At 67.6% G+C, this 16,207-nt stretch carries 13 protein-coding genes; 3 read left to right on the top strand and 10 right to left on the bottom strand.

Translation table 11 applies throughout. The features are described from left to right. Positions 1-18 precede the first annotated feature (18 nt). From treF to LH19_RS18005, 3 genes are read right to left on the bottom strand one after another with little or no spacing between them, the layout of a single operon-like run. Positions 19-1,503, bottom strand: a complete 1,485-nt coding sequence (treF, locus tag LH19_RS18015) for an alpha,alpha-trehalase TreF (protein WP_054731030.1) — start codon at positions 1,501-1,503, stop codon at positions 19-21. After that, on the bottom strand, positions 1,503-2,459 hold the full coding sequence (locus LH19_RS18010) for an alpha/beta hydrolase (RefSeq protein ID WP_054731028.1): 957 nt from the start codon (positions 2,457-2,459) through the stop codon (positions 1,503-1,505). The genes treF and LH19_RS18010 overlap by 1 nt, the downstream gene beginning before the upstream one ends. Before the next feature lie 4 nt (positions 2,460-2,463). Further along, complete coding sequence (locus tag LH19_RS18005; RefSeq protein WP_054731026.1) at positions 2,464-4,767, bottom strand: TonB-dependent receptor; 2,304 nt, start codon at positions 4,765-4,767, stop codon at positions 2,464-2,466. A gap of 149 nt (positions 4,768-4,916) precedes the next feature. Between LH19_RS18005 and LH19_RS18000 the strand changes: the two genes are divergently transcribed. Continuing rightward, on the top strand, positions 4,917-5,846 hold the full coding sequence (locus tag LH19_RS18000; protein WP_054731023.1) for an alpha/beta hydrolase: 930 nt from the start codon (positions 4,917-4,919) through the stop codon (positions 5,844-5,846). Positions 5,847-5,851: 5 nt separating this feature from the next. Here LH19_RS18000 and LH19_RS17995 read toward each other — a convergent pair whose 3' ends face one another. From LH19_RS17995 to LH19_RS17980, 4 genes are all read right to left on the bottom strand, one after another. After that, on the bottom strand, positions 5,852-6,853 hold the full coding sequence (locus tag LH19_RS17995; RefSeq protein ID WP_054731021.1) for a LacI family DNA-binding transcriptional regulator: 1,002 nt from the start codon (positions 6,851-6,853) through the stop codon (positions 5,852-5,854). A 43-nt stretch (positions 6,854-6,896) separates the two neighbouring features. Beyond that, positions 6,897-7,805, bottom strand: coding sequence for an alpha/beta hydrolase (locus LH19_RS17990; protein WP_158514450.1), 909 nt, complete (start codon positions 7,803-7,805; stop codon positions 6,897-6,899). A 163-nt stretch (positions 7,806-7,968) separates the two neighbouring features. Further along, entirely contained in the window at positions 7,969-8,865 is an 897-nt protein-coding gene (locus LH19_RS17985; protein WP_054731017.1) for a hypothetical protein, read from the bottom strand. 80 nt (positions 8,866-8,945) lie between these two features. Beyond that, on the bottom strand, positions 8,946-10,187 hold the full coding sequence (locus LH19_RS17980) for a S8 family serine peptidase (protein WP_054731015.1): 1,242 nt from the start codon (positions 10,185-10,187) through the stop codon (positions 8,946-8,948). Positions 10,188-10,326: 139 nt separating this feature from the next. Between LH19_RS17980 and LH19_RS17975 the strand changes: the two genes are divergently transcribed. Further along, on the top strand, positions 10,327-10,815 hold the full coding sequence (locus LH19_RS17975) for an RNA polymerase sigma factor (protein WP_054733807.1): 489 nt from the start codon (positions 10,327-10,329) through the stop codon (positions 10,813-10,815). After that, positions 10,812-11,522: an anti-sigma factor gene (locus LH19_RS17970; protein ID WP_054731013.1), complete on the top strand. Its 711-nt coding sequence runs from the start codon at positions 10,812-10,814 to the stop codon at positions 11,520-11,522. Before LH19_RS17975 ends, LH19_RS17970 begins: the two co-directional genes overlap by 4 nt. Here LH19_RS17970 and LH19_RS17965 read toward each other — a convergent pair. The 3 genes from LH19_RS17965 to LH19_RS17955 are packed head-to-tail and all read right to left on the bottom strand — an operon-like array spanning position 11,513 to position 16,196. After that, positions 11,513-13,186: an AMP-binding protein gene (locus LH19_RS17965; protein WP_054731011.1), complete on the bottom strand. Its 1,674-nt coding sequence runs from the start codon at positions 13,184-13,186 to the stop codon at positions 11,513-11,515. The two genes, LH19_RS17970 and LH19_RS17965, sit on opposite strands and share 10 nt — an antisense overlap. Further along, a complete protein-coding gene (locus LH19_RS17960) occupies positions 13,183-14,790 on the bottom strand; it encodes an AMP-binding protein (protein WP_054731009.1) in 1,608 nt (535 codons plus the stop codon). Before LH19_RS17960 ends, LH19_RS17965 begins: the two co-directional genes overlap by 4 nt. Continuing rightward, positions 14,787-16,196: an aldehyde dehydrogenase family protein gene (locus LH19_RS17955; RefSeq protein ID WP_054731008.1), complete on the bottom strand. Its 1,410-nt coding sequence runs from the start codon at positions 16,194-16,196 to the stop codon at positions 14,787-14,789. Before LH19_RS17955 ends, LH19_RS17960 begins: the two co-directional genes overlap by 4 nt. Between the last annotated feature and the right edge of the window lie 11 nt (positions 16,197-16,207).

The raw sequence follows: 16,207 nt of genomic DNA, 5'->3' as shown, positions 1-16,207 counted from the left end.
CTTTGCGGCGCGCCGCCGCTATTCCCTCGGTGGTGACAGGTCGTAGCGGTCGATAAAATCGGCGGTGACGCCGTTTGTCCAGCCAAACCCGGTCTGGGTCGCATATTCGCCGCCGCCGCCGACCCCGGCCTGCTCGACGTCATATTTTTCGAACAGCAGTCCGGTGCGGGCGAAAGTGGTGCCGACCGTATCGACCCAGCGGGCGGCGATGTCGCGCGCCAGCGCGTCGTGCCCGTAGCGTTTGAGCCCCGCGACCGCGATCCATTGCAATGGCGCCCAGCCGTTCGGCCGGTCCCACTGCTGGCCCGTTGCGGCGAGCGTCGTGTGCAGGCCGCCGGGCGCCAGCAGCCGCTCGGCGACCGCCGCGGCAGTGCTGTCGGCCTGTTCCTGCGTCGCCGCGCCGACCAGCAAGGGCGCCAGCGCGGCGGCGGTGAGCGGCGGGCGCAGACGGGCCCGTTCGACGTCGAAATCGGCGAAATAGCCGCCTTCGGCGTGCCAGAGATGGCGGTTCATCGCGGCGCGCCGTTCCCTAGCCAGGCCGGCATAATGTTCCGCGTCGCCGTCGCCGCTCGCGGCGATCGCCGTTTCCAGCCCGAACAGGAAGGCGTTAAGGTCGACGGGGGCGATCGCCGTCGTGCGGATCGAGGGCAGGGCATCGCCGTCCAGCCAGCGCGACGAGAAATCCCAGCCGCTTTCGGCGCCGGCACGCAGGTCGCGATAGACCTCCCCCACCGGGCGCCCGCTTGCGGCCGCTGTCGCCACATCCTCGCGCCAGCTTTCGTCGCGCGGGGTGTCGCGCGGGTCCCAATAGCGGTTGAGGAGGTCGCCGTCGGCAAGCCGCGCGACGCGCGCGCCGCTGCGGCCGGGTTCGACCTCGCCGGCGCCTGCCATCCACCAGGCATGTTCGCGCTTCATCGCCGACAGGCGGCGGGCGGCGACGTTGCTGCGTCCGTCGTCGAGCAATTCGACCATCATGTGGAAAAGCGGCGGCTGCGAACGGCCGAGATAATAGGTGCGCGTCCCGTTCGGGACATGGCCGTGCGCCTCGATCAGGTCGGTCATCGCATCGACGATGCCGTTGGCGAGTTCGAGCTCGCCGTCGCGGACGAGGCCGAGCATGGTGAAGAAGCTGTCCCAGTAATAGATTTCGCGAAACCGACCGCCGGGGACGACGTGCCGGTGCTGGACGGCGAGCGCCGATCCGCTCGCCGCCTGTTCGGGCGCACGCGCGAGTTCCTTCCACAGCGCCCGGATATGCGCGCGGAGCGGCAGCACGGCGGGGCTGGCGCCGGTTCCTTGCGTGGGCAGGTCGAAATTGGCAGCGATAAAGGCGCGCAGCGCCGCGTCGCCCGCGGGCAGCGCCGCGAAGTCGCGCATGATGTCGGCGACCGGGCGCCGCGGCAGGGCATCGACGAAGGTCTTGCCGTCGGGCAGGATCGCGCGCTCCTGCACCTTGGCGAGGAGCGGTCCGTAGAGGTCGGCGGGGCTCGGTTCGGCACCCATCAGCGTGCGAGATGCCTGTCGAAGAAGGCTGCCTGCGCCGCGAGCGCATCCTCGGTCTCGGGGCATTCCATATAGGCCCAGAAGGCGTGCAGCATGCCTTCATAAACCATCAGATCGGCGTCGACCCCGGCTTTGCGCAGCGCGAGATGGAAGCGTATGGTTTGGCTCAATAGCTGGTCGCGCGTGCTGGTCATCAGCATCGTCGGGGGAAGGCCGGTCAGGTCGCCGTAGAGCGGCGAGAGCAGGGGGTCGGTGCGCTCGGTCCCGGCGGCATAATCGGCGAGGACTTCGGGGCCTGTCCGTGTTCCCATGATCGACGGCAGGAAGGCTTCGCAGTCGCTGACGAGCGCGAGATCGGCCGATCCCGAAAAGAAGCCGGCGGCGGCGGGCATCGGCAGGCCTTCGGCCTTGATCCGCGCGAGGAGCTGGCCGGTCAGGACCGCGCCCGCCGAGGTGCCATAGATGCCGATCGATGCCGGCGATCGCTGCGACAGGGCATCGCGATAGACCGCGAGCGCATCATCGACCGCGGCCGGAAACGGATGTTCGGGCGCCATCCGGTACATCACCGTGACGACCGATATTCCGGTCAGCCCGGCGATGGGGATGGTTTCGGTCTCCGATCCCGAATCGACCATGAAGCCGCCGCCGTGGAAATTGATCAGCAGCCGCTGGTCGGGCGATGCATCGCTTTCCCGGCGTCGCACGAACTTCACGGGAACCCCGGCCACCGTCCCTTTGCCGACATCGACGCCGAAACGCTTCGCGCGGCTTTTGTTCAGCGGCTTCAGGTGACTGGCCGCTGCCGCGCGAACCGCCTTACGCGTGATCGCATTGCGCATCAGCGTCGCGGTCATTTCCGGCGCCGACCCGGCTGCGACCAGCGGCGTCATGACGGCGCGCGCTTCTTCGCTCACCGTCGGCGCAAAGGGCGGCTGGGCGGGGCTTTTACCCATCGGCTCAGCTTCCGAAACGGTAGCCGATGCGCACGCCGTACATCCGGGGTTCGGTATAGGTCAGCCCGACCATGCCCGACGACTGGGCATATTGGTCGAGTACCCCGACCGGCTTCGCCTCGTTGGTGATGTTGTTGGCGAACAGGCTGACGTCGAGCGGCCGTCCGCCGATATCCTTGAGCCCGATGCTGGCGTTGAGCAGGCCATAGGCCGGCAGGTAATTATAGAAGGACGCATTGGTCTGCGCGGTCGAAACCTTGGTCTGGCGGGCATAGTTGACCGCGAGGACCAGATCGCCGGCGCTGCCCAGCGACGTCTCGTACGAGCCGCCGACCGAAAACTTGTGCTTCGGCGTGTAGGGGAAGGGCGCGCCGTTGAGGATCGCGCCGGCGCTGGCGTCGGCGACCTCGGTATAGCGCGCGTCGATGTAGGAATAGCTGCCGTTGAGCGTCAGCCCCTGCACCGGCATGACCAACAGGTTCAGCTCGACGCCCTGGATTTTGCCCTTCGCCGCGCTGCGCGTGACATTGAGCGGTATCGTGCCGCCCGGCGTCTCGACCACTTCCGCTGTCGTACGCTGGATATTGTCGTAGATGCCGCGATAGGCGGCGACGTTGGCGCGGACATCGACATTGCCGAGCGAGAATTGCGACTTCAGCCCGACCTCGATGTCCGAAAGCCGCTCGGGCTTGTAGGTGCGGAATTCCGAATCGACCGGCACCGGCCCGTTGACGCCGCCCGACTTGTAGGCATCGCGCGCGGTGACATAGACATGGACGCCGGGCGTCACATCATAGTCGAGCGTCGCGGTGTAGCTCGGATAATCGCTGTCGACCGAACCCGAGACCGTCGGCGGACCGCCGATCGTCTGCGCGGTGAAGCTGTGCTCCCACGTGTAGCGAAGGCCGCCCGTGACGCTGAGCCCGGTCAGCGCGCCCGACAGCTTGCCGAGATCGACCGTCGCCTGCCCGAACACCGCCTCGCTCTTGTTCGTCTGGGTAAAGAAGCCCGAGATCGTCGGGAGCAGCGTGCCGATGGGGAAGAAAGTATATTCCTCGATCCCCGCCGGATCGCTCCAGCTCTGCCGGTCGAGATAGCCGCCGACCGAGAAATCGACCGCATCGTCGAACAAGGTGCCCTGAAGCTGCAGTTCCTCGGTGAAGAAATTGGGGGCCACGGTCGGAATGCGCCCGCGCTGGCCGGCGATCGGGAAGGGCATGGCGTCATAGTCATAGCCGTAAATCGTGCGCAGCTCGGAATAGCTGATGATGTTGCGCAGCTTGATATTGTCGCTGAGCTGCACCGAGGCCTGGTTGATCACCTGCCAATATTTCGTCTCCGAAAACTGGTCGAGGTCATAGGAGACGCGGCGCGGGCCGCGTGCTTGCTGTTCGGCGACCGCGGTCAGCACGCCGGGATAGAAGGCGGCGACGGGCAGGAAGCCCAGCCCCAGTGCCGTGGCGTCGAAACCCGCGGCGGGGTTATACGCGCCGAGGACAGTGCCGCCGCCATTGGTGTCCGAGTGATAATAGCGCAGCATCGTATAAAGTTCGATGTCGTCGGTCGGGCGCAGGGTCAGGCCGAAGCGGAAGCTTTCATACGCCAGATTGTCATAGTCCTTGCCCTCGAAGAAGGGGCCGACATCTTTGGTATAGCCATCGCGGCGGCCGACTTCGCCGGCGACGCGCAGCATCACCCGGCCGGGGACGATCGGGGTGTTGAGTGCGCCCTCGATCCGGCGGTCGTCATAATTGCCGAGCTGGACGCGGACATAGCCCTCGAAGCGGTCCTGCGGCTTCACCGGTTCGAACAGGATGTTGCCGCCGGTCGCATTCTTGCCGAACAGCGTGCCCTGCGGCCCCGCAAGCACCTGGATATTGGCCATGTCGAAATAGGTGCCGACGCGGCCGTCGACGTTCACGCTGTTCGGCACTTCGGCGAAATAATTGACGACGCCGGGGGTCGAGCCGAACGCCGGGCCCTGGCCGCGCAGCGCGAAATAGGCGAATTCGCGGGGATAGCCGCCGCTGATCGTGAACAGCGAGGGGGTGTTGTCGGCGAGCGAGGTGCGATCGGTGACGCCCTTTTGTTCGAGCGCCTCGTCGGTGAAGGCCGTGACCGCGATCGGCACGCTCTGCAGATTTTCTTCGCGGCGGCGGGCGGTGACGATGATATCGCCGAGGCCGCTGTCGTCGCTGGCGGTGGTCTCGTCGGCCGGCGGCGTTTCGGCCTGAGCAAAGGCGGCGGCGGGCAGCAGGCTCGCGCCGCTCGCGAGCGCGATCAGAAAGGCGGAACGCATCGAAATCATGTCTTCCCTCCCAAAGGATAGCCGGATTCGTCCGGTCGGCAACGCGGATGGCTGAAAATGATATCGATGTCAACAGCTCTTGCATCAAGGACAGGAAAGTATATCAATAGCCGGGATTAAGTTCTGCTATCGATAACAGAGAGGGTGCCATGAGCGACGCCGGACAATTCGGGCCGTGGGTCAGCGACGAAGCGAAGGCGCGTTTTGCCGCCTTTCTGGCAGAGTCGGCGACGCCGCCCGATCTCGCTGCGGCGCGGCCGTTCTTCCGCGACTACAACCAGCGCCTGCTCGACAAGGCACAGGCGAGATATGCGGTCGATGTCGCCGAACGCACGATTGCCGGCGTCACGGTTTATGAGGTGGTCCCGGCGGGGCGCGCGGCCGACGCCCCGGTGCTGCTCTGCCTCCACGGCGGCGCCTTCATGTGGGGGGAAGGACCGGGGGCGCTGCTCGAAGCGGTGCCGATTGCGGCGGTCGCCGGAATGCGCGTGCTCGCGGTCGATTATCGCCTCGCGCCCGAACATGTCTATCCGGCGGCGGTCGAGGACGTCGTCGCCGTTTACCGGGCGCTGATCGAAACGGTCGATCCCGCGCGGATCGGCATTTACGGCTGCTCCGCCGGCGCGTTGCTGACGACGCAGGCGGTCGCGCGCTTCCTCCACGATGGGCTGCCGGTCCCCGGCGCGATCGGCCTGTTTCACGGCGCGCCGCTTCCCTTCTCCGGCGATGCGGCGCTGGCGCAGAAGCTGTTCGATCCGCGGGCGGGATCGGGCGCGGCGCCGAAGGTCGAGGAACTGCCCTATTTCATCGGCGCAGACCTTTCCGATCCGCTCGTGCTGTCCGCCGGACATCCCGAAATGCTCGCGCTGTTCCCGCCGAGCCTGCTGATTTCGGCGACCCGCGATTTTGCCGCGAGCGCGGTATCGGTCATGCATCGCCGTCTGCTCGCGGCGGGGACCGAAACAAGCTTCGTCCTGTTCGACGGGCTATGGCACGCGCATCATATGGACGTCGACCTGCCCGAATCGGTCGAGACCTATGCAATCATCGCGGATTTCTTCCGCAAGCGCCTCGGCTAGGGTCCCTAGCGGCTCGTCTCGCGCGCGATCAGCTCAACGGGGAGTGCGTGCGCGGGGGCAGCGGCGTCGCCTTCGATCAAGGCGATGACGGCATGGGCCAGTGCGTGGCCGGCCTCGGCGCCGTCCTGACGGATCGAGCTGATCGAGGGACGATGCACGCTGGCGATCGGCGCATCGTCGAAGCCGACGATCGCGACGTCGCCGGGGACGGAAAGCTTGCGTGCCGACAGGGCGTCGCACGCGCCGGCAGCGATAAAGTCGCTGGCGGCAAAGACCGCGTCGAAAGACGTTCCGGCATCGAGCGCGCCGCGGATCGCCTCGGCGCCGCCCTCGGCAGTGAACGGGCAGGAAAGCGCCCCGACGAGGCGCGCCTCGCTCGAGGCCAGCGCTTCGCGAAACCCTTCCAGCCGTGCGGCGATTTCGGGATGCTGGACGTCGCCGAGGAACAGCAGGCGCGTCGCGCCGCGGGCGACCAGATGCTCGGCGGCGAGCTTGCCGCCCATGCGATTGTCGCTGCCCACGACCTTGACGCTGACGCCCGGGACGGGCTCCCCCCAGACGACCATCGGCAGGTTCATGGCGGAAACCTGCGTAACGCGGTGCGCGCCCTCGCCCTGGCCGAGCATGACCGCGCCGTCGGCCCCGACCGCGCTCGACGACAGGAAATGCTCGTTGGTGGTCAGCAGGGTCGAATAGCCTGCGGGGGTCAGCGTTTCGAGCAGGCCGCCGATGATCGACAGGATCAACGGGTCGGTGTGCGACTGGCGACCCGGATCGATCTGGTCGATCACGACGGCAATCGTCCGCGTTTCGCGGGTGCGCAGGCTGCGGGCCGCGACATTCATCCGGTAACCGACCTGGCCTGCGACCTGGACGATGCGTTCGCGGACTTCGGGGCGGACCAGGTCGCTGCCGCGCAGCGCGCGCGACACGGTGATCTTCGAAACGCCGGCCAGCGTCGCGACCATTTCCATCGTCGGGCGTTCGCTCTTGCCTGTCCTGCTCATCGCTGCCCGTTCCCCAAAAGCCGAACCCCTCGGCCGTTTACCGTCACTGCCCTGCTGCGAAGTAGCGGCGGACCAGCCCTCCTATCAAGTCATTGGCTGCGGCCACAGCCGGAATCGTGATCGGCAGGAACTGGAAACCGTGCGGCAGGCCGGGTAGGCGGCGGGCCAGCGTCTCGACACCGGCGCGAACGAGCGCAGCAGCATAATATTCGCCATCGTCGCGCAGCGGATCTTCGGATGCGGTCAGGACGATCGCAGGCGCAAGGCCGCCCAAGCAGTCGGCGCGCAGGGGCGAGACGAGCGGATCGGCGACCGAAGCGCTGCCGAGATAATATTCGCGGCACGCATCGAGATAGTTTTTCGACAGGCCCGGCGCCCCGACTTCGGCGAACGACGGCAAGGAAAAGCTGAGGTCGGTGGCGGGATGGACGAGCAACTGGAACAGCGGCTGCGGCTTGTTTTCGGCGCGCAGGCGGAGGGTTGCGGCGGCGGTCAGATTGCCCCCCGCGCTTTCGCCGCCGAGCGCGATGCGCGCGGGATCGCAGCCGAGATCGCCGGCCGAACGGCGCGCCCAGTCGAGCGCGGTCATCGCATCGTCGAGCCCGGCGGGGAATTTATGCTCGGGCGCGAGGCGATAACCGACACCGAGCACCGCGCAGCCGCTCGCTGCGGCAAGGTGCCGGGTCATCGCGTCGTGCGTGTCGAGGTCGCCGAACATCCAGCCGCCGCCGTGGAGGAAGACGAGCAGCGGCAGCGGCGTGTCGGACGCCGGGCGATAGAAACGGGCCGGCACCCCGTCGGCATCGAGATTTGCGACATGGTCGATGTCGGTTCCGGGCATCGCGGCCGCCATCATCGCCATATTGGCGCGCATCATCGGGATAAGCTCCGGCGTCAGCGGCGGCATCTCCTGCGGCTGTCCAGTGAAGGCGGCGATATCGGGATCGAGCATGGGCATCCTCTGATTATGGAATCGTGTTGATGACATCGATATCAACAGGCAGCGCGCTTGTCCAATCGGCTTTTGGTGACGCACGGTCCAGACAAGAATGCGCCGGCACAATGGCCGGCGCATTCCCCCTTTCGGGACCTCATGAACGATAGGCGATCGGTGATCAGCGTTCGGCGTTGCCGTCGCTGCGCTTGCCCTGCGGCGCAGGCTGGGCCGCAGCGCCTTCTTGCTGCTCGGCGGTGTCCTTGAGCTGGCCCTTGGTCATGCCGGTGACGAGCACGTCGCCCGACCCGGCGAAGCTGGTGGCGGGGAGCGTCGCGACGCGGTTGCCGACCTCGACCGTCACCGCCTGCACGACGCCGCTGCCGGTCTGGCGCAGTTCCTGCACATAACCGATGACCTTGCCGCGCGTGTCGGTGACGGCCATGCCGGGTTCGACCGCAAACATCCCCGAGCCGCTCGCGGCGCCGCTGCCCGCTGCGGCGAGCTGTCCCAGACTGCCCTGGAAGCTGCCTGCGGCCGATCCGGCACCGTTCGCCTGATCCGATACGCCGGAAAGCGCGCCGCCGGCCCGGTCGCGGACGCCGCCGACCGCGCCTTGCGCGGTGCCGGCCACCGTCGAAGCGGTTCCCCGCGTCGTGTCGGCTGCGCCGCGCACGGTCTGGCCGACATAATCGGTGCCGACGGCCTGCGCGTCGAGGCTGCCGCCGCCCGAAGCCCGGCCCGAACCGCTGGCGTTACCGCCGATGCTGTTGCCGAGCAGATCGCCGCTGCCGTTCGCCGAGCCCTTGCCGTTCGCGTCGGCGCTGCCCTTGCCGCGGACGCGGCCCGAGCGGCGATCGATATTCGCCTCGCCGCGGCCCGAGCCGGCGAGCTCGCCCGCACTGCCGAGCGTGCCGCCGATCGGGCCGGTGGGATTGCCGAGGGTGCTGCCCAGTGTGCCGCCGAGATTTCCACCAAGACCTCCGCTGCCGCCGAGGATCTGCGCCGATGCCGGCGCCGAGAAAGCCATTGCCGACGCGGCGAGCGCGAGGGCCGAGCTGAAGAGATATTTTGCCATTGTCCTGCTCCTGCTTGTGGCCCGGAGGGGGTGGGCCTGAGGAGAGAACGACAGCGGGTGCGATTATCTTCCGAAAAAGTTCAGCGGCCGCCGCAAGTGCCGCAGATCAGGCCGTGGCCATAGACCTTGTCGCGGCCCTTCTTGCCGAGATCCTGCGCTTCCATGACGAGCGCGGCGACGGCGGGGCCGATGCGATCGATGGCAGGCTCCGGATAGCGAAGCGCGAGCCGGCCGGCGACGAGCGGGGCGGCGAAGGAGGTGCCGCGCAGCCGGTCGCTGCTGCCCGCGCCGGTCGCGGCGAGGACTGCGTCGCCGGGCGCTGCGAAATCGACGTGCAGCGCGCGGCTCGCTTCGGGGAGCGCGCGGCCCTTCGCATCGACGCCGGTGACCGCGAAGACGCCGCGATAGGCGGCGGGATAGGCGGGCGGGGCAGCGGGTCCGTCGTTGCCGACCGCCGCGACGATCAGCATGCCGCGCTGCTGCGCGCGGGTCACCGCCGCGGCGAGCAGCTTGTTGTCGGGGCCGACGAGGCTGATCGTCGTCACCGCGACGCCGTTCTGCGCGAGCCAGCCGAGCGCGCGCGCGATGGCACTGGCGTTACCGCCTGCAGGGTCGGAGCCATAGACGTCGGCGGCAAGCAGGCGCTGACCCGGTGCGGCGCCCTGAACCATTCCCTTGCCGATCAGCAACGAGGCGACCGCGGTGCCGTGGCGGCTCGCCGCGGGCGCGCCCTTCGCAAAGCCGCGCTGCTCGACGCGCCCGGCGACCGAGGGATGCGCGGCCACGCCGCCGTCGATGAGACCGAGGGTGGCGCCGCCACTGCCTTGCGCGGTCGCGAGCGCCGCGCCGGGCAGCGCGCCGCCGGGCCCGCTGGCGAAATAGATATTGTCGACATCGACCTCCGCTCCCGGGAGCAGCTTGGCGAGCTGTTTGCGTGCGCGCGCGAGGCTGCGGTCGCCCGGAACCCGAAAGCGGGCGATGTCGAGATCGAGACCGTCGATCCGCTCGCGATCGATCAGCGCGTAGCCCTGTTTCGCCGCAGCACCGATCATCGCATCGTCGACGCCGCTGGCGATCAGGATGCCGCGCACCGCGGGCTCGCCGCGCTCGTCGAGTTCGATGCGGTCGCGATTGCCCCTGAGCAGGCTGTCGATGCGGTCGAGACGGAGCTGGGCCAGCGTTCCGCCGAGGCCGGCCAGCCGCTCGGCCGGAAGGTCGGCGAGCGGCGGCAGGGTGGGGAGGTCGCCCGGCAACCGGACCGACGGCAGCGCGAGCTGCGCGTGCGCGTTTCCCGTCGTCCCGGGAAGGAGCAGGGCGGTCATCGCCAAAATTGTCGCGGTCCGTCGCATGATCGTCCTCGAACGCCCGGCTTCGCTGGCCGATGCAAAAAATTTAGCACGCTGCGGAAGAAACGATAGAAGCCTGTCGTTTCTTCCTGTGACCGTGAAGAAAAAGGCGACGATGCGCTTCGAAGAGCAATTGATCGAGCTGCTGCCCCGGCTGCGCCGTTTCGCGCGGGGGTTGGCGCGCGATGTCAGCGACGCCGACGACCTGTGTCAGGCGGCGATCGAGCGCGCGCTGAAATCGCAGGACCAATGGCAGCAAGGGACAAGACTGGATAGCTGGATGTACCGGATCATTCGCAATCTCTGGATCGACGAGCGCCGCGCCGTCGGCCGCCGCGGCGTCCACACCCCGATCGACGATGCGGTCACGCAGGTCGCCGGGGACGGCGCGGCCGAGGTCGAAGCCGGCGCGCTGCGCGGCGATGTCGACGGTGCGATGGCGCGGCTGCCCGACGAGCAGCGCGAAGTCGTGATGCTCGTCCTCGTCGAAGGCTATGCCTATCGCGAGGCCGCCGACATACTGGAGGTGCCGGTGGGTACCGTCACCTCGCGCCTCGCACGCGGGCGTGAAACGCTGATGCATCTGCTGGGAGAAGCGGCATGAGCTTTGACCCCGAAACCATCGCCGCCTTCGTCGACGGCGAACTCGATGATCTCACTGCGCATCGTATCGCGCGCGAAGCGGCAGGGGATGCGGCGTTGGCGGCGGAGATCGCCCGCTATCGCGCGCTCCGCGCGACACTGGCGGCGCATTATGCGCCGGTGGTCGAGGAAGCCGTGCCCGACCGGTTACGCGCGTTGCTGGAAGGCAACGCTGCGGTCGACACGAGCCTTGCCGAACGCCGCGACCGCAAACGGGCGCGCTTTGCGCCGATCCATTGGGGCGCGATCGCCGCGTCGCTCGTCCTCGGGCTGACACTCGGCTTCAAACCCTGGCTGCCAGCGGCCGACGTCACCGGCGCGAACGGCAGGCTCGTTGCTTCGGGCGCCCTTGCCGAAGCACTCGATACCCAGCTTGCGTCGAAACAGACGGGCGATGCGGCGGTGCGGATCGGCCTCAGCTTCCGCGACCGGACGGGGCGCATCTGCCGCAGCTTCGCGGGAGCCGACCTTGCCGGCATCGGCTGCCGCGACGGGGGACGCTGGACGCTCGAACGCACGCTGGCCGGGGAGCAGGGCCACGCTTACCGGCAGGCGTCTTCGGGTGTGCTCGCCGCCGACGCGGCGGCGATGATGGCGGGCGAAGCTTTCGATGCCGCTGCCGAGCGCGCGGCGCAGGCGTCGGGATGGGCGGCAGCGCCTCAGCCGTAGCGGACGCCCCCCTCCCGCTCTTTCAGTAGCTTGAGCGTCTGCTCGCGCATCGCGAATTTCTGGACCTTGCCGGTCACCGTCATCGGGAAGCCGTCGACGAACAGGATATGCCGCGGGATCTTGAAATGGGCGATGCGGCCGCGGCAATGCGCGCGGACATCGTCTTCACCTAACGTCGCCCCGGCGCGCGCGACGATCCAGACGCACATTTCCTCGCCATATTTTTCGTCGGGAATGCCGACGCCCTGGACATCGACGATATCGGGATGGGTGAGCAGATATTCCTCGATCTCGCGCGGATAGATATTCTCGCCGCCGCGGATCACCATGTCCTTGATGCGCCCGACGATCCGGCAATAGCCATCCTCGTCGATCGTCGCGAGATCGCCGGTGTGCATCCAGCCGTCGGCATCGAGCGCATCGGCGGTGCGCTCGGCATCGTCCCAATAGCCGAGCATCACCGAATAGCCGCGCGTGCACAGCTCGCCGGTCTCGCCGCGCGCGACGATGTTGCCGCCGAGGTCGATGAGCTTGACCTCGAGGTGCGGCTGGACGCGGCCGACGGTCGAGACGCGCAGGTCGAGCGGGTCGTCGGTATCGCTCTGGAAGCTCACCGGGCTCGTTTCGGTCATGCCATAGGCGATGGTAACCTCATCCATGTGCATGCGGTCGATGACCTCGCGCATCACCGCCATCGGGCAGGGCGATCCCGCCATGATCCCGGTACGCAGCGACGACAGGTCGAAACGGTCGAAGTCGGGGTGCTGGAGCGCCGCGATGAACATCGTCGGCACGCCGTAGAGCGCGGTGCAGCGCTCGGCTTCGACGGTTTCGAGCACCGCGCCCGGATCGAAGGCCTCGGCCGGATAGACCATCGTCGCGCCGTGGACGGCGCAGGCGAGATTGCCCATGACCATGCCGAAACAATGATAGAGCGGCACGGGGATGCACAGCCTGTCGCGGGAGGTCAGGCCGATCCGCGCGCCGACGAAGGCGCCGTTGTTGAGGATGTTCCGGTGCGACAGCGTCGCGCCCTTGGGAAAGCCCGTGGTACCGCTGGTGAACTGGATATTCACCGGCATCGCCGGGTCGAGCCGAATATCGGCAAGCGCGCCAGTGTCCTTGCCGGCGAGCGCCGCGAACGGCAGGCAGCCTGCATGTTCGGTCTCGCCGAGCACGACGACGAGCCGCAGGTCGGGAAGGCGCGCGGCGTTCAACAGGCCGGGTACCGATACCGCGAGTTCGGGCGCCAGTTCGCCGAGCATCGCGACATAGTCGCTGCTCTTGTGCGACGGCGCGAGGATCAGCGCGGCACAGCCAACCTTGTTCAGCGCATAGTCGAGTTCGGCGACGCGATAGGCGGGGTTGATATTGACGAGGATCAGCCCCGCCTTTGCGGTCGCGAACTGGACGATGACCCATTCGGCGCAATTGGGCGCCCAGATGCCGACCCGGTCGCCGGGCTTCAGCCCGCGTTCGAGCAGGCCGGCTGCGACTGCATCGACCCGCGTCCTGAGCTCTTGCCAGGTCCAGCGCACATTCTGGTGCCGGACGACCAGCGCTTCGCCGTCGGGGTAACGCTTCACCGTTTGATCGAACAGCGCGCCGATCGTCATCTCGATCAGCGCTTCGCTGTGGTCGCCGCGTACGAAACTATCGGTCATGCATCTGCTTTCCTGAACTCCCAATCCCTGAACTCTGCATCCCGCAATTCCTTGCGCCGGATCTTGCCGCTGACTGTCTTGGGCAGGCTTGCGACGAACGCGATTCGGCGCGGATATTTATAGGGCGCCGTGGCGGCTTTCACATGGTCTTGCAGCGCCTTCGCGAGTTTGTCCGACGGGAGGTGACCCTTGGCGAGGACGATGAAGGCCTTCACCACCTCGCCGCGCGTCGGGTCGGGGCTGGCGACGACAGCGCTTTCGGCAACCGCCTCATGCTCGAAGAGCACGCTTTCGACCTCGAACGGCCCGATCCGGTAACCCGAAGAAAGAATGACGTCGTCGGCGCGGCCGACGAACCAGAAATAGCCGTCGGCATCGACCGTCGCGCGGTCGCCGGTCAGGTACCAGCCGCCCCGAAACACGCTTGCGGTGCGGTCTGGATCGCCGCGATAGCCCAGAAAGAGGCCGGGCGGGCGGCCCTCACCGACACGCAGCGCGATATCGCCTTCCTCGTTGGGCGGGAGAAGGGCGCCATCTTGCCCGATCACCGCCAAGTCGATCCCCGGGGTCGGGCGGCCCATCGCGCCTTGCCGCGCGGCGCCGGGACGGTTGCAGCAGAGCAGCACGGTTTCGGTCTGGCCGTAGCCGTCGTGGATATCTAGCCCGGTCGCCTGCTTCCAGAGGTCGATCACTTCGGGATTGAGCGGTTCGCCGGCGCTGACGCAGTGGCGGAGGTGCGCGAAGCTGCGTCCTGCCAGATCGCCTCGCACGAACATGCGATAGGCGGTCGGCGGCGCGCACAGCGTCGTCACCGGATGGCGCTCGAGCAGGTCCATCGCGGCCGCCGGATCGAACCCGGGCGCATGGTTGACGAAGATCGCGGCGCCCATCAGCCAGGGCGCGAACAGGCTGCTCCATGCCGCCTTGGCCCAGCCGGTATCGGACATGTTCCAGTGGAGGTCTCCGGGCCCGAGGTCGAGCCAGAAGCGACCGGTGATCTCGTGCGCGAGCGGATAGCCGGCACCGTGGATCGTCATCTTCGGCTGGCCGGTCGTGCCGCTGGTAAAATAGCAGAGCGCCGGATCGTCGAAGGCAGTGTCGGCGATCTCGGCGAGCGGTTCGATCGCCGCCTTCGCTTCGCCATAGTCGGTCCAGCCCTGACGGGGGCCGCCGATGTGGACCAGCGGGATTGCCGCATCGACCGGCGTTTCGTCCACCCGCGGTGCAACATCGACGCCCGCGACGATACAGCGCGCCTCGGCTGCGGCGCAGCGATAGGCGATGTCCTTGGGCGTCAACTGCACCGTGCCCGGCGATGCGATGGCGCCGAGCCGCAGGCACGCGAGCATCAACTCCCACCATTCGATCTCGCGCGACATCAGGATCAGCACGGTATCGCCGCGCCGGACCCCGGCGGCGCGGAGGACAGCGGCGGCGCGCGCGGCATGGTCCGACAGTTCCGAGAAACTGCGGTCCACGACCGCGCCCGATCCGTCGGTCCACAGCATCGCGCGATCGTCCGGCCGCTCCTTCGCCAGCCGGTCGATCGCGTCGCGCGCGAAATTATAATGCGTTGGCGGATTCCAGTCGAAGGTTTCGCTCATCCGCCACGGGCCACGTTGATGACGGAGAGCTGGGTATATTCGGCGAGGCCTTCTTCGGACTGTTCGACGCCGAGGCCGGAGGATTTGACCCCCGCCATCGCGATGTGCGGCCCGATCGCGACATGCTGGTTGACCCAGACCGATCCGCTTTCGATCCGGTCGGCGACCGACATTCCGCGCTCGACATCGGACGACCAGACCGAAGCGCCTAGTCCATAGGGCGATGCGTTCGCGCGCGCGACGACGTCGTCGATGTCCGAATAGCGGATCACCGGCAGGATCGGCCCGAACTGTTCCTCGTCGACGATCTCGTCGCCGTCGGTGACATCGCGGACGATCGTCGGGCGCAGGAAATAGCCGGCGCGGTCGATGACTTCGCCGCCCGCGACGATGGTGCCGTCGCGGCGCGCGCTTTCGAGAAAGGCCTTCACCTTCTCATATTGCGCCTTGTTCTGGATCGGCCCGATCTGCGCGCCCTGCGCCAGCCCGTCGTCGACCACCGCGGCTTCGGCGAGGCGGGCGAGTTCGTCGCACATCGCGTCGTAGATGCTGTCGTGAACATAGGCGCGCTTGATCGCGAGGCAGACCTGCCCGCAGTTCAAAAAGGCGGCGTTGAAGATGCCCTGCGCGGTCGCGCGGACATCGACATCGTCGAGCACTATGCCGGGATCGTTGCCGCCGAGTTCGAGCGTCAGCCGCTTGAGACCGTCGGCGGCGCTTGCCATGATCTTCTTGCCCGTCGCGGTCGATCCGGTGAAGCCGACCTTGGCGATGCGCGGATCGGCGGTGAGGTAACCGCCGAGGTCGTTGGCGTCGGTGATGATGTTCACAACCCCGGCCGGGAAGATGTCGCGGCAGAGCTCGCCGAGCATCAGCGCGGTGACCGGCGTCGTCGGGGCGGGCTTGAGGACGATGCTATTGCCCGCGATCACCGCCGGGCCGATCTTCCAGCAGGCGACGAGCAGCGGGAAGTTCCACGCGATGATTCCCGCGACGACCCCGAGCGGCTTGCGGCGGACGCGGATCAGTCCGTCGGCATCGTCCTGGATCGTCCGTTCGGCGATCTGGAGCGTCGCATAGTGGCGCAAATAGCCCTCCGCCCACGCGATCTCGCCCTGCGCTTCGGCAAGCGGCTTGCCCTGTTCCTGCGTCAGCGCACGCGCCAGCCTGTCGGCGTTGGCGACAATCGCGTCGGCGAGCTGGCTGACCTTCGCCTGCCGCTCGGCCAGCGGCACCTCGGTCCATCCGGGGAAGGCGGTTGCCGCCGCCTCGATCGCTTCGTCGGCCTGCCGCTCGGAGGCGCGGGCGACGGTCGCGAATATCTCCTCGGTCGCGGGGTTGATGACGTCCATCGCGTGGTCGCCTTCGACGAGCTCGCCGCCGATCAGCATCTTGTAATCAGACATCCATTCTCTCC

Source organism: Sphingopyxis macrogoltabida (assembly GCF_001314325.1).
GTDB classification, from domain to species: Bacteria; Pseudomonadota; Alphaproteobacteria; order Sphingomonadales; family Sphingomonadaceae; genus Sphingopyxis; species Sphingopyxis macrogoltabida.
This window is presented reverse-complemented; position numbering and strand designations above follow the sequence as displayed.

Bases quoted from the DNA above. Each gene is read 5' to 3' on its own strand.
- treF (WP_054731030.1), bottom strand. From the start codon at position 1,503: ATGGGTGCCGAACCGAGCCCCGCCGACCTCTACGGACCGCTCCTCGCC.
- LH19_RS18010 (WP_054731028.1), bottom strand. From the start codon at position 2,459: ATGGGTAAAAGCCCCGCCCAGCCGCCCTTTGCGCCGACGGTGAGCGAA.
- LH19_RS18005 (WP_054731026.1), bottom strand. From the start codon at position 4,767: ATGATTTCGATGCGTTCCGCCTTTCTGATCGCGCTCGCGAGCGGCGCG.
- LH19_RS18000 (WP_054731023.1), top strand. From the start codon at position 4,917: ATGAGCGACGCCGGACAATTCGGGCCGTGGGTCAGCGACGAAGCGAAG.
- LH19_RS17995 (WP_054731021.1), bottom strand. From the start codon at position 6,853: ATGAGCAGGACAGGCAAGAGCGAACGCCCGACGATGGAAATGGTCGCG.
- LH19_RS17990 (WP_158514450.1), bottom strand. From the start codon at position 7,805: ATGCTCGATCCCGATATCGCCGCCTTCACTGGACAGCCGCAGGAGATG.
- LH19_RS17985 (WP_054731017.1), bottom strand. From the start codon at position 8,865: ATGGCAAAATATCTCTTCAGCTCGGCCCTCGCGCTCGCCGCGTCGGCA.
- LH19_RS17980 (WP_054731015.1), bottom strand. From the start codon at position 10,187: ATGACCGCCCTGCTCCTTCCCGGGACGACGGGAAACGCGCACGCGCAG.
- LH19_RS17975 (WP_054733807.1), top strand. From the start codon at position 10,327: ATGCGCTTCGAAGAGCAATTGATCGAGCTGCTGCCCCGGCTGCGCCGT.
- LH19_RS17970 (WP_054731013.1), top strand. From the start codon at position 10,812: ATGAGCTTTGACCCCGAAACCATCGCCGCCTTCGTCGACGGCGAACTC.
- LH19_RS17965 (WP_054731011.1), bottom strand. From the start codon at position 13,186: ATGACCGATAGTTTCGTACGCGGCGACCACAGCGAAGCGCTGATCGAG.
- LH19_RS17960 (WP_054731009.1), bottom strand. From the start codon at position 14,790: ATGAGCGAAACCTTCGACTGGAATCCGCCAACGCATTATAATTTCGCG.
- LH19_RS17955 (WP_054731008.1), bottom strand. From the start codon at position 16,196: ATGTCTGATTACAAGATGCTGATCGGCGGCGAGCTCGTCGAAGGCGAC.